We start from the raw sequence: 12,549 nt of genomic DNA, 5'->3' as shown, positions 1-12,549 counted from the left end.
GATCAGACCGCCGAGCCGGCCTTCCACTCCGACCAGCTCATGTTCCAGCCGTTGAGGCCGTTGTCGGGCTTGATCGTCTTGTCGTTGGAGTTCTTGACAATGACGACGTCGCCGATGAGCGAGTGGTCGAAGAGCCAGGCGGCCGTCTGGTTCGGGTCGCCAGCGCCCTTGACGTCGGCGAGGCCGACACAGCCGTGGCTGGTGTTCACGTTGCCGAAGATCGACCGCGCGCCCCAGTAGTTGCCGTGGATGAAGGTGCCGGAGGTGGACAGGCGCATGGCGTGCGGCACGTCCTTGATGTCGTACTCGCCCTTGCCGTCGTCGTCGGTGAAGCCGACGGTGGCGCCGTTCATCCGGGTCTCCTTGAACTTCTCGGAGATCACCATCTGACCGTTGTAGGTGGTGTTCTCCGGGGAGCCGGCGGAGATCGGGATGGTCTTGATCGTCTTGCCGTCCTGCTGGACCTTCATGGTCTTGGTGGCGACGTCGACGACGGAGACCTGGTTGCGGCCGATCTTGAAGGTGACGGTCTTCTGCTGGACGCCGAAGACGCCGTCCGCGCCCTCGACGCCGTCGAGGTTCAGCTTCAGCGTGACGGTCGAACCCTCGGTCCAGTACGCGTCGGGGCGGAAGTCCAGGCGCGTCGAGCTGAACCAGTGGCCCACGACCTCCTGGCCGGAGCTGGAGGTGACCGTGATGCCGCTCTGGACGGCCTTCTGGTTGGTGATCGCCTTGTTGAAGTTGATCGAGACCGGCATGCCGACGCCGACGGTCGAGCCGTCCTCGGGCGTGAAGTTGCCGATGAAGCTGTTGGCCTGGGAGACGGTGGTGAACGAGGAGTTCTCGTGGGCCTCCAGGCCCTCCGCGTCGGTGGCGGTGGCGGCGATCTTGTAGACCGTGGCCCGCTTGAGCTGCTCGGTCGGCTTCCAGCTGAGCCCGTCGGCCGCTATCTCGCCCTTGACCGTGGCGCCCTCGGCGGAGGTCATGGTGACCTCGGTGAGCTTGCCCTCGGCCACGGTGACCTTGGCGTCGTTGTTGATGGAGGCGTTCTGGGCGCCGTTCTTCGGCGCGATGGTGATCTGCGCCTTGGAGGTCTTCTGCGCGGCCGCCTCGTCGACCTGGGCCTGTGACTGCGGCGTCGCGGAACCGGAGGCGCTGCCGTCCTTGTCCCCGTCGTTGCACGCCGAGAGCACGAGTACGCCGCTGAGCACCGCGGCCGCGGCCGCCAGGCTCCTGCGGCGCTTGCCGACCGTCATCACACGCTTCTCCATCGTCGCCGGTTCCCTGCCAACTTCTTCTAATGAACGCCATGAGACCCCGCCCGGTTTCGTTACCGGAGGGTTTGTGGGGAACACCACTGATCCACACGCACGGGCGGGGCCGTCCGGTTCCCGATGCCGCGAAAAGGCCCCGGGACGGCGTCCCGGGGCCCGCGGAACCGTGCGGAGGCCCGCCTTACGGCCGGTCGTCGTCTTCCTCGGCCCCATCTTCCTCGCCGAGGTCCCACTCCAGCGCATCGGGGTCGTAATCGACCTCCTCGCTGCTCCAGGAGGCCTGGACCATCTCGATCCCCGGGACGTCGCGGATCAGGTCGAAGGGCTCGACGAGGTAGGCGAGCGCCTCGGCGCTGTCCTCGCGTGCGGCCTCGCGCGCGTGCACCCGCTCCTCCTCGGGCATGAACTCGTCGCCGTCGATCCGGGCCTCGGCGGCCTCGGTCAGCTCGGCGGGGCCGTCGATCTCCAGGACGACATCGACGCGAAGGCGGACATAGCGTGTGGTCTCAGAAGTACTCATGGGTCGGAGCGTAGGGGTCCGGGGGCCCTCGGCTTTCCCGCGACCCGCTGTGTTCCGTAGCATCGGCGCACCGACCAATTCGCGGTTTCCGCAAGGGGGATCGAAATTTCCGTGTCCGTCGCCCGACGCCCACTGCTGACCGCCGTCGCCGCGGGGACGCTGCTGTGCGCCCTGTGGTTCGTGCCGTCCGCGAACGCCACCGATCAGCAGGGCGGGGCACGGATCGGGGTGACCCGGGACGCCTCCCCGACGGACGAGGGACGCCTGGCCGAGACGGGGGGCGGGGACACCACGCCGTATCTGCTCGGCGGGACGGGGTTCCTGGGGGTCGGGGCGGGTTTCGTGGCGCTCGCGATGCGACGCCGGGGCCGCGCCTGCTGACGGAGTACGCGTACGCGTGAGGGCCGCCTCCCGGATGCCGGGGGGCGGCCCTTTCGTACGCCGTGGGGTTACGCCGTGCGCCGTGGAGTGACGTCGTGCGTCGTGGGGTGACGTCGTACGCCGTGGGGTTACGCCAGCGGGCCGGTGACCTGCTCGACGGCCGCGACCAGCTTCCCTTCGCGTACGAAGGCGTCGGCGGCGGCCAGGTCGGGGGCGAGGAAGCGGTCCGGGCCGGGGCCCTGGACGCCGGCCGCGCGCAGGGCCTCGATGGCGGCCCGCGAGGCGGGCGCCGGGGTGAGGCCCTCGCGGAGCTCGATGCCCCGGGTGGCGGCGTACAGCTCGACCGCGAGGATCCGGTTGAGGTTGCCGATCGCGGTGCGCAGCTTGCGGGCGGCGGACCAGCCCATCGAGACGTGGTCCTCCTGCATCGCGGAGGACGGGATGGAGTCGGCGGAGGCCGGGACGGCGAGCCGCTTCGTCTCGCTGACCAGGGCGGCCTGCGTGTACTGGGCGATCATCAGGCCCGAGTCGACGCCGGCGTCGTCGGCGAGGAACGGCGGGAGGCCGTGCGAGCGGTTCTTGTCGAGGAGCCGGTCGGTGCGGCGCTCGGCGATGGAGCCGAGGTCGGCGGCGGCGATCGCGAGGAAGTCGAGGACGTACGCGACGGGGGCGCCGTGGAAGTTGCCGTTGGAGGCGACCCGGCCGTCGGGCAGGACGACGGGGTTGTCGACGGCGGCGGCGAGCTCGCGCTCGGCGACGAGGAGGGCGTGGGCCATGGTGTCGCGGCCGGCGCCGGCGACCTGCGGGGCGCAGCGCACCGAGTAGGCGTCCTGGACGCGGGGGGCCTCGCCGGCCTGGGCGTGGCCGGTGAGGCCGGAGCCCTTGAGGACGGCCAGCATGTTGGCGGCGGAGGCGGCCTGGCCGGGGTGCGGGCGGATGGCGTGCAGCTCGGGTTCGAGGACCTTCTCGGTGCCGAGGAGTGCTTCGAGGGAGAGCGCGGCGGTGATGTCGGCCGACTTGTAGAGGGTGTCGAGGTCGGCGAGGGCCATGATCAGCATGCCGAGCATGCCGTCGGTGCCGTTGAGGAGGGCGAGGCCCTCCTTCTCCTTGAGCTCGACGGGGGCGATGCCGGCGGCGGCGAGGAGCTCGCCCGCGGGCTTGACCACGCCGTCGGGGCCTTCGGCGTCGCCCTCGCCCATGAGCGCGAGGGCGCAGTGGGAGAGCGGGGCGAGGTCGCCGGAGCAGCCGAGGGAGCCGTACTCGTGGACGACGGGGGTGATGCCGGCGTTGAGGACGTCGGCCATGGTCTGGGCGACCTCGGGGCGGACGCCGGTGTGCCCGGAGGCGACGGTCTTGAGCCGGAGGAACATCAGGGCGCGGACGACCTCGCGCTCGACGCGCGGGCCCATGCCGGCGGCGTGCGAGCGGACGATGTTGCGCTGGAGCTGGGCGCGGAGCTCGTGGCTGATGTGCCGGGTGGCGAGCGCGCCGAATCCGGTGGAGACCCCGTAGACGGGCTCGGGCTTGGCGGCGAGGGCGTCCACGATCTCCCGCGCGGCGGCCAGCGCGGCCACCGCCTCGGTCGACAGCTCGACGCGGGCGCCGTGGCGGGCGACGTCGATGACGTCCTGCGGGGTCGTGCCGGACGTGCCGAGGACGACTGTCTGCATATCCATATTCAGCACCCTACGGATTGAAGACCTGCATGTCACTAGGTGATTTCGTCACTGTCCCCGCAGGGGACGGCCCCTTACGCCGGTGAGTCCCCCGTCGACTCCCCCGCCGGCGGTTCCGCCGGCAGCGGGCCCGTCGTCGGCGCGTCACGGAAGCGGCGGCGGTCCCTGGCCCCCGGGGGCGCGTCGGCGAGGCGGATGACCGTGCCGTCACGGCCCGCGACGACGGGCTTGGAGGAGCGGTCGGCCTTGGCCCGGTACTGGGCGGCGTCGGCGAGCCGGAAGAGGCGGCGGGCCGACCTGAGCGGCCCGATGGGGTCACCGGTGGACGCGACCCCGCAGGCCACGCCCTCGCCGAGCTCCAGCTCCGCCGCCCGTACGCACAGCTCCTCGGCGACCGCGACGACCTCGTCCGCCGTCGGGCCGACGGTGAGCAGGCAGAACTCGTCGCCGCCCAGACGGGCCGCGAGGGCGCCGGGGAGCATGGCGCCGCAGCGGGAGAGGACCGAGCCGAAGCGTTCGAGGAGGCGGTCGCCGACGGCGTGGCCGTGGGTGTCGTTGACCCGCTTGAGGCCGTTCAGGTCGCAGACCATCAGACTGACCACGGAGCCGTCCGCCCGGTAGCGCTCGATGGCCTCGTCCAGGCGGGTGTCGACGGCCCGCCGGTTGGCCAGGCCGGTCAGGGGGTCGGTGAAGGCCAGCTTGCGGACCTCCTCCAGACGCTCGGCCTGGGCGATGCCGGCGGCGACGACCGCCGCCAGGACGGTCGCGAAATCCGCGTCCGCGCGGGTGAAAGGTTTCTCCGCCGGTGGGCGGGCCACGTACAGCTCCCCCCACGCGCGCCCGTGCAGCACGATCGGGGCGACCACGCAGCAGCCGCGCCCCCGCCGCCGCAGGCCCGTCACCCGGCCGGTCGGGACGGGGTCGGCGGCCGTCTCCACCCAGGCGTCCGGCTCGCCGCCGCCCGCCCACTGCTCGTGCAGGAACTCGGTGATCTCCGGGAACTGGTGCACGGGGTACGTCTCCGAGTCCGGGAACTCCTCCTCGCCCACGGCCCGGTCCCCGGCGTTCACCAGGACCTTGAGGCGGCCGTGGTCCCGTTCCCAGACGGACAGGGCGGCGAAGCTCCCGTCGAGGCCCTCGCAGGCCCCGAGCGCCGCCGCCCGCCAGAACTCGCGCGGAGTGTGCGCCGCCGCCATCGCCTGCGCCAGTGCCACTACGGCCCGCAGCCGCCCGTCCTCACCCATTCCTCCAGCTTAGGGAGGTTTGATCCGTTTTCCCTTCCGAGACGTCACCGTAAGTCACATTTGGTACAAAGTGGTAGAAATTTCAGGTCACTCGCCCGGCCAGTTCGGCTTCCGCTTCTCGTTGAAGGCCGCCACGCCCTCCGCCCGGTCGCCCGAGAAGGCCACCGAACGCCAGGCCGCGTCCTCGACCTCCAGGCCCGCCCGCAGGTCCAGGCCCTGACCGAGCCGCATCGCCTTCTTCGCGGCGCGCAGGCCGACCGGCGAGTTCGCCGCGATCCGCCCGGCGAGCTCCAGGGCCGCCGTCCGGGCGTCCTCCTCCAGGAGGTCGACGAGGCCGAGCTCGCGGGCCTCGGCCGCCTCCACCCGGCGGGCCGTGAAGACCAGCTCGGCGGCGCGCGCCGCGCCCACCCGGCGCGGGAGCAGCTGCGTACCGCCGCCGCCGGGGATGACGCCCACGGAGACCTCGGGGAGGCCGACGACGGCGGTCGCGTCGGCGACGATGACGTCACAGGCGAGCGCCAGCTCGAAGCCGCCGCCGAGGGCGAAGCCGTGCACGGCGGCGACGGTCGGCATCGGCAGCTCGAGGACGCCGGTGTAGCAGGCGCGGGCGGTCGGGCGCTGGCGGACGAGCTCGGCGTCGGTGAAGGAGTTGCGCTCCTTGAGGTCGGCGCCGACGCAGAAGGCGCGGTCGTTCGAGGAGGTCAGGACGGTGACGCGGACCTCGGGGTCGGCGGCGAGGGCGTCGCAGGCGGCGCCGATGGAGCGGGCCATCTCGGAGGAGACCGCGTTCATGGCCTTGGGCCGGTCGAGGACCAGCTCCGCGACGTGACCGTCCTTCCGGACCACCACGAACTCACCAAAGCGCTGCTCGGACATGACCGCACACCCTCCCGGTTCAGGCCCGTCAACGGCTGTTAACGGGCGTTCACCGAGTGATCCTAAGTCGGGCGGCGGCTCAGGAGCCAGGGTTCGACGACACCGACGCCACGGACCGAGCGCTGGTACGTCGGCTGGAGCGCGAAACGGTACGTGACCGGCTGCCGGCCCTCCTTCTCGGCGCGGGCCGCCTCCTCGGCCGCCTCCGTCTCCGAGACGGGCGCCTCGCCGGTGCGGGTCAGCTCCTCCGCGAAGGCGTCGTCGACGAGGACGGCGTCCTTCGGGGCTATCGAGGTGAGGCGGCTGGCCAGGTTCACGGTGGTGCCGAAGACGTCGCCCATCCGGGTCGTCACGGTGCCGAAGGCGATGCCGACGCGCAGCGCGGGCATCGTCTCGTCGTGGCCGAGGGTCTCGATCAGCCGCAGCGCGATCTCGGCGGCCGTGCCGGGGTCGTCGGCGCAGTACAGCACCTCGTCGCCGAGGGTCTTGATGAGCCGGCCGCCGTGCGCGGCGACGAGGTCGGCGCAGGTCGTCTCGAAGGCCTCGACGAGCTCGCCGAGCTCCTCCTCCTCCAGGCGGCGGGTCAGCCGGGTGAAGCCGACGAGGTCCGCGAAGCCGACGGCGAGCCGGCGGTCGACCATCTCCTCGTCGTCGGCGGCCTGCACGACCCTGCCGGTGGCGGCGGCGAGCTGCCGGCGCCACACGTAGATCAGGAACTCCTCCAGCTCGGGCAGGAGCAGCTCGACCAGCGGGTACGTCACCTCGGTGCGGGTCATGCCGGGCTCGGGCGGCTCGGTCAGGCCCTCCAGGAAGGAGTCGATCTGCCACTCGGCGAGGCGCGCGGTGGTCTGTCCGGTGGAACGGGCCACCTGCACGGCCATCGGCTCGCTGAGCAGCCCCGCCTCCACGAGGCCGGCGAGCCGCCGCAGGGCGAGGACGTCGGCCTCGGTGAGCGCCTTGGCCTGGCCGATGTCGGCGAAGCCCATGGCCCGCCAGAAGCGGGAGGCGAGCTCCATGGAGACGCCGGCGGTACGGGCGGCCTGGAAGGGGGTGTAGCGGCGGTCGGCGCCGAGGATGAGCTGTTCCAGGCGGATGGCCAGGGGGTCGTGGCTCGGCTCGGCCGTGTGGTCGACCTCGTGGTGGGGGGTGGGGTACGTGGGGGCCTCGGGCGGCTCGGCCCCGCGGCCCGCGTTCGCGTCGTCGACGGTCACCGGCCGCCTCCTGCCCGTTCCCTGCCGCTGCCCACGTGTCCTGCCGATCTGTCGCCATCGATCCCGGTCCACGATACGGCAGCTGTGCGCTGGGTCACCCCTGCGCGGTGCCGAGCCGCTCCGCGCGGGCGGGCCCTGCTCATGCGCGGCCCTGCCGGAGTGCGGGCCCTCCGGCGTGCGGGCCCTGCTGGCGCGCGGGCCCTCCGGGTGAGCGGCCTGGAGGGCGCGGCGCGCATGGGGCGGTGTGCCCACCCGTTCCGCCCCTGGCGGAACGCATGCCCACACCGGGGCGGGGCGGAACGATTGCCCACACCTAGGTCCGGAGGTGGACGATGTCGCCCGCTCCCACCGCTTCCGTGCCGCCGCCCTCCGTGGCGACGACCAGGCGGCCGTCTCCGTCCAGGGCGATGGCCTCGCCCTCCAGCATGCGTTCGCCGGGGAGTTCGGCGCGGACGCGGCGGCCGAGGGTGGCGCAGCCGGCCGTGTAGGCCGCCTGGAGGCCGGAGGCGGCGGGGTCGCCGTCGGCCCGTACCCAGTCGCCGTACCACTGCTCCAGGGAGCGCAGGACGGCCCGCAGGAGGGTGTCGCGGTCGGTGGAGACCGCGCCGGCGAGGAGGAGGGAGCCGGCCGCCGGGACGGGCAGTTCGTCCTCGCGGAGGCTGACGTTGATGCCGAGGCCGACGACGATGGCGTCGGCGCCGGCCCGCTCGGCGAGGATGCCGCCGGCCTTGCGTTCCTCGCCCGCGACGGAAACCAGGAGGTCGTTGGGCCACTTGAGGGAGGTGTCGACGCCGGCGGCCTTCGCGAGGCCGGTGGCGGCGGCCACGCCGGTGAGGAGCGGGAGCCAGCCCCAGCGGTGGACGGGCACGTCCGGCTTGAGGAGGACGGAGAGGAAGAGCCCGGAGCGGGCGGGCGCGGTCCAGGTGCGGTCGAGGCGGCCGCGGCCCGAGGTCTGTTCCTCGGCGACGAGCACCGCGCCTTCGGGCAGTTCGTCGGCCCGGGCGGCGAGGTCGCTGTTGGTGGAGCCGGTGGTGGGGACCACGTCGAACGAGGTCCACAGTCCGTCGGGGAGAACGAGCGCGCGGCGCAGCGCGGGGGCGTTCAACGGGGGCCGGTCGAGGTCGGACCAGGGTCCGCCGGAGCCTTGAGAGGACGTCATGCAAGCCAGAGTAGGTGTGGCAAAGACCGCAGTGCCGAACCCTATCGCCGTCGATACGCTACGGGTCAGTAGGCCAGTAGTAGCCCATTCGTAGTCAACGAACCCCCCGTGACCAGGCAGGGAGCCGCATCCCGATGTCCGAGCCGGCAGAGCAGTACGAGATCGACATTCACACGACCGCGGGCAAGATCGCGGACCTCAAGCGCCGTATCGACGAGGCCACGCACGCCGGCTCGGAGCGGGCGGTGGAGAAGCAGCACGCCAAGGGCAAGCTGACCGCGCGCGAGCGGATCGCCCTCCTCCTCGACGAGGGCTCGTTCGTCGAGCTGGACGAGCTGGCCCGCCACCGCTCGACCAACTTCGGCCTGGAGAAGAACCGGCCGTACGGAGACGGTGTCGTCACCGGCTACGGCACGGTGGACGGCCGTCCGGTCGCCGTCTTCTCGCAGGACTTCACGGTCTTCGGCGGGGCGCTCGGCGAGACGTACGGCCAGAAGATCATCAAGGTGATGGACTTCGCGCTGAAGACGGGCTGCCCGGTCGTCGGCATCAACGACTCCGGCGGCGCCCGCATCCAGGAGGGCGTCAGCGCGCTCGGCATGTACGGCGAGATCTTCCGCCGCAACACGCACGCCTCCGGCGTGATCCCGCAGATCTCGCTGATCGTCGGCCCGTGCGCGGGCGGTGCGGTGTACTCCCCCGCGATCACCGACTTCACGGTGATGGTCGATCAGACCTCGCACATGTTCATCACCGGTCCCGACGTCATCAAGACCGTCACCGGTGAGGACGTGGGCTTCGAGGAGCTGGGCGGCGCCCGGACGCACAACTCGACCTCGGGCGTGGCGCATCACATGTCCGGTGACGAGAAGGACGCCATCGAGTACGTGAAGTCGCTGCTCTCGTACCTGCCGTCGAACAACCTCTCGGAGCCGCCGGCCTTCCCGGAGGTCGCGGAGACCGAGGTGACGGACGAGGACCGCGAGCTCGACACGCTGATCCCGGACTCGGCGAACCAGCCGTACGACATGCACAAGGTCATCGAGCACGTCCTCGACGACGGCGAGTTCCTGGAGACGCAGGCGCTGTTCGCGCCGAACATCGTGACCGGCTTCGGCCGCGTCGAGGGCTTCCCGGTCGGTGTGGTCGCGAACCAGCCGATGCAGTTCGCCGGCTGCCTGGACATCAACGCCTCCGAGAAGGCGGCGCGGTTCGTCCGTACGTGCGACGCCTTCAACATCCCGGTGCTGACGTTCGTCGACGTGCCCGGCTTCCTGCCCGGTGTCGACCAGGAGTACGGCGGCATCATCCGGCGTGGCGCGAAGCTGATCTACGCGTACGCCGAGGCGACGGTCCCGCTGATCACGGTCATCACCCGCAAGGCCTTCGGCGGCGCGTACGACGTCATGGGCTCCAAGCACCTGGGCGCCGACCTGAACCTGGCGTGGCCGACGGCGCAGATCGCGGTCATGGGCGCGCAGGGCGCGGTCAACATCCTGCACCGCCGGACGATCGCCGATGCGGAGGACCAGGAGGCCGAGCGGGCGCGGCTGATGCAGGAGTACGAGGACGCCCTGCTCAACCCGTACATCGCGGCCGAGCGCGGCTACATCGACGGGGTGATCCTGCCGTCGGACACGCGCCCGCAGATCGTGAAGGGCCTGCGTCAGCTCCGTACGAAGCGGGAATCCCTGCCTCCGAAGAAGCACGGCAACATCCCGCTCTAGCCCCTCCCGGACCCTCAAGGAGCCGACATGATCAAGGTCGTACGAGGCAACCCGACTCCGGAGGAGTTGGCCGCCGCACTGGCGGTGGTTCAAGCCCGGGCCGCGGCCACGGCGGCGGCGTCCGCCGAGGCGGGCGGCCCGGTGGTGCCGGAGGGGTGGTCGGATCCCTCCCGTATCGCACGGGCGGTACGGCAGCGGCCCGGCCCGCGGGCCTGGGCCCGGTCGTACTGGCCCGTGTAGTCGTCGCACGGTGAAAGGCCGGATCCCTTGTGCGGGGGATCCGGCCTTTCGCATGCCCGGGCCACTTCTCACGTACGGCGGAGGAAGAGGCCCGACAGTACGGCTCCGGCGGCGACGATCGCGGCGTTGACGAGGACCGCCAGGCCGATGCCGTCGAGGAGCACGGGCGCGGTGACGACGACGGCGCTCATGACCGGGGTGCCCATGGTGATGCCGATCTGCTGGGTCATGGTCGCGAGCCCGGTCGCCATGCCCTGCTCGCCGTCGGGGAGGCCCGAGGTGGCGGTGACCATGAAGCCGACGATCGCGAGCATGTTGCCGACGCCGCCGGCGAAGGTCGCGGCGAGCAGCAGCGCGAGGCTGCCGCGGTCGTCGCCGAGTCCGTACAGGGCGAGGGTGGCGAGCGCCTGGAGGAGGCCGCCGGAGACGAGGGCGGTACGGGCGCCGAAGCGGCCGATGAAGCGGGAGGCGGCCACTCCGCCGAGGACCGTGCCGGCGCCGAGGACGCCGAAGGAGAGTCCGGCGGCGAGCGGGGAGAAGCCCAGGACGTCCTGCAGGTAGAGGGTCATCAGGAAGACCAGCGAGGTCTCGGTGACGAAGGCGACGAGCCCGGCGAGGTTGCCCCAGACGACCGTGCGGCGCTTCAGGACGTGGATCGGGACGAGGGGCGAGGCGGCCCGGCGTTCGACGAGGACGAAGGCGACGAGGAGCGCGGCGCCGGCGGCGAGGGCGGTGAGCGCGGTGGGGTCGGTCAAGGCGTGCTCGCCGGTGCGGGTGAGCCCGTAGACGAGGGCGAGGAGGCCGCCGGTGACGGTGATCGCGCCGGGCACGTCGAGGCGGGGGCGGTCGGCCGGGCGGCTCTCCGCGAGGACGGCGGGGGCGACGAGCAGGACGGCGAGGGCGACCGGCACGTTCACGAGGAAGGCCCAGCGCCAGGAGAGCAGGTCGGTGAGGACGCCGCCGAGGATCGCGCCGGTGGTGAAGCCCGCGGACATGAGGGCGCCGTTCAGGCCGAGCGCCTTGGCGCGCAGCGGGCCCTCGGGGAAGGAGGAGGTGAGCAGGGAGAGCCCGGCGGGGGTGACGGCGGCGGTGGCGAGGCCCTGGGCGACGCGGGCGGCCATGAGCATCTCGGGTCCGGTGGCGAGGCCGCCGGCGAGGGAGGAGACGCCGAGGAGGGCCATGCCGGCGAGGAAGAGGCGCCGACGGCCGATCAGGTCGGCGACGCGCCCGAAGAGGAGGGTGAATCCGGCGGCGGCGAGGGCGAAGGCGGTGGCGATCCACTGGAGGCCGCCGAGGGTGAAGCCGAGTCCCTGGCCGATGACGGGCAGGGCGACGTTCAGGATCGAGAAGTCGACGGCCAGCATGAACTGGGCGAGGAGGAGGACGACGAGGACGAGCCGCATCCGGCCGGTCATCCGGTCGGGCCGGGCGGACGAGGTGGCGGGGAGATCGAGGGCAACCATGCGCGGGACCCCTTAATGGGACGCTAGTTCCGTTAAGATGTCCCGTACCGTAGCAGAGTCGAGGGACTTAATGGAACAGGAGACCCGTTTGACTGAGAGCCGACCGGCCACGCCGGGCACCACGCGCCCCGGCGGCCGCACCGCGAAGGTCCGCAGGGCGGTCCTCGACGCCACCCTGGACGCCCTCGCCGACACCGGCTTCCACGCCCTGAACATGGACCGGATCGCCGCGGGCGCCGGCGTCGGCAAGACCACCGTGTACCGCCGCTGGGGCTCCCCCGTCGGCCTGGTCACCGACCTCCTGCACGACATGGCCGAGCAGTCGCTGCCCGCCTCCGACACCGGCACCCTCACGGGCGACCTGCGGGCCAACGCCGAACTCGTCCGGGCCACCCTCGTGGACCCCCGGATGGGCGCCGTCTTCCGCGCGGTCATCGCCGCGGCGGCCTGCGACGAGGAGTGCGCCCGCGCCCTCGCCGACTTCTACCGGACCCGGCTCGCCGAATGGGCCCCGGTCGTCACCAGGGGCGCGGCGCGCGGCGAGGTCCCGGCGGGCACGGACCCCGTCGAACTCCTCCGCGCCGTCTCCGCCCCGCTCTACTACCGCTTCGCCGTCACCCGCGAGGAGCTCGACGCGGCCGTCGCGGAACGGGCTGTGACGGCGGCGCTCGCGGCGGCGCGGGACGGGGTGTTCGCGCCCGGCGGAGTCCGCGAATAGTCCTTTCGCGCCGGTGCGCCTGAGTATCCGTACTCAGGCGCACCGGCCGCCCCACCAGCA

12 protein-coding genes are annotated in these 12,549 nt (G+C 72.3%); 4 read left to right on the top strand and 8 right to left on the bottom strand.

Annotation, left to right across the window (positions count from 1 at the left end; all coding sequences use genetic code 11):
• Nucleotides 1–2 precede the first annotated feature (2 nt).
• Nucleotides 3–1,271 carry a L,D-transpeptidase gene (locus tag SVTN_RS23925; RefSeq protein WP_041130942.1) on the bottom strand — a complete coding sequence of 423 codons (1,269 nt, stop codon included), beginning with the start codon at nucleotides 1,269–1,271 and terminating at the stop codon, nucleotides 3–5.
• Between the two features lie 184 nt (nucleotides 1,272–1,455).
• Entirely contained in the window at nucleotides 1,456–1,794 is a 339-nt protein-coding gene (locus tag SVTN_RS23920) for a hypothetical protein (protein WP_041130941.1), read from the bottom strand.
• 111 nt (nucleotides 1,795–1,905) lie between these two features.
• On the opposite strand from SVTN_RS23920, the gene SVTN_RS23915 reads away from it, so the two are divergent.
• A complete protein-coding gene (locus SVTN_RS23915; protein WP_041130940.1) occupies nucleotides 1,906–2,175 on the top strand; it encodes a hypothetical protein in 270 nt (89 codons plus the stop codon).
• Between the two features lie 128 nt (nucleotides 2,176–2,303).
• On the opposite strand, the gene hutH is transcribed toward SVTN_RS23915, so the two are convergent.
• From hutH to SVTN_RS23890, 5 genes are all read right to left on the bottom strand, one after another.
• On the bottom strand, nucleotides 2,304–3,845 hold the full coding sequence (gene hutH, locus SVTN_RS23910) for a histidine ammonia-lyase (protein WP_041130939.1): 1,542 nt from the start codon (nucleotides 3,843–3,845) through the stop codon (nucleotides 2,304–2,306).
• A gap of 80 nt (nucleotides 3,846–3,925) precedes the next feature.
• Nucleotides 3,926–5,095 (bottom strand): GGDEF domain-containing protein, encoded by a 1,170-nt coding sequence (locus SVTN_RS23905; RefSeq protein WP_052499276.1) that lies wholly within the window; start codon nucleotides 5,093–5,095, stop codon nucleotides 3,926–3,928.
• Between the two features lie 87 nt (nucleotides 5,096–5,182).
• A complete protein-coding gene (locus tag SVTN_RS23900) occupies nucleotides 5,183–5,971 on the bottom strand; it encodes an enoyl-CoA hydratase/isomerase family protein (RefSeq protein WP_041130938.1) in 789 nt (262 codons plus the stop codon).
• A 62-nt stretch (nucleotides 5,972–6,033) separates the two neighbouring features.
• Complete coding sequence (locus SVTN_RS23895; protein WP_041130937.1) at nucleotides 6,034–7,182, bottom strand: adenylate/guanylate cyclase domain-containing protein; 1,149 nt, start codon at nucleotides 7,180–7,182, stop codon at nucleotides 6,034–6,036.
• A 313-nt stretch (nucleotides 7,183–7,495) separates the two neighbouring features.
• On the bottom strand, nucleotides 7,496–8,341 hold the full coding sequence (locus SVTN_RS23890) for a biotin--[acetyl-CoA-carboxylase] ligase (RefSeq protein ID WP_041130936.1): 846 nt from the start codon (nucleotides 8,339–8,341) through the stop codon (nucleotides 7,496–7,498).
• Nucleotides 8,342–8,475: 134 nt separating this feature from the next.
• Between SVTN_RS23890 and SVTN_RS23885 the strand changes: the two genes are divergently transcribed.
• Both SVTN_RS23885 and SVTN_RS23880 read left to right on the top strand, forming a co-directional pair.
• Nucleotides 8,476–10,068 carry an acyl-CoA carboxylase subunit beta gene (locus tag SVTN_RS23885; RefSeq protein ID WP_041130935.1) on the top strand — a complete coding sequence of 531 codons (1,593 nt, stop codon included), beginning with the start codon at nucleotides 8,476–8,478 and terminating at the stop codon, nucleotides 10,066–10,068.
• Between the two features lie 27 nt (nucleotides 10,069–10,095).
• Nucleotides 10,096–10,308, top strand: coding sequence for an acyl-CoA carboxylase epsilon subunit (locus tag SVTN_RS23880; protein ID WP_041130934.1), 213 nt, complete (start codon nucleotides 10,096–10,098; stop codon nucleotides 10,306–10,308).
• Nucleotides 10,309–10,376: 68 nt separating this feature from the next.
• Here SVTN_RS23880 and SVTN_RS23875 read toward each other — a convergent pair whose 3' ends face one another.
• Nucleotides 10,377–11,771, bottom strand: coding sequence for an MFS transporter (locus SVTN_RS23875; RefSeq protein ID WP_041130933.1), 1,395 nt, complete (start codon nucleotides 11,769–11,771; stop codon nucleotides 10,377–10,379).
• Nucleotides 11,772–11,841: 70 nt separating this feature from the next.
• On the opposite strand from SVTN_RS23875, the gene SVTN_RS23870 reads away from it, so the two are divergent.
• Nucleotides 11,842–12,489, top strand: coding sequence for a TetR/AcrR family transcriptional regulator (locus SVTN_RS23870; protein ID WP_052499275.1), 648 nt, complete (start codon nucleotides 11,842–11,844; stop codon nucleotides 12,487–12,489).
• Nucleotides 12,490–12,549: the final 60 nt, after the last annotated feature.

This window comes from Streptomyces vietnamensis (genome assembly GCF_000830005.1).
GTDB lineage: Bacteria > Actinomycetota > Actinomycetes > Streptomycetales > Streptomycetaceae > Streptomyces > Streptomyces vietnamensis.
The sequence above is the reverse complement of the archived record's forward strand: the minus strand, read 5'-3'. Positions and strand labels throughout refer to the sequence as shown.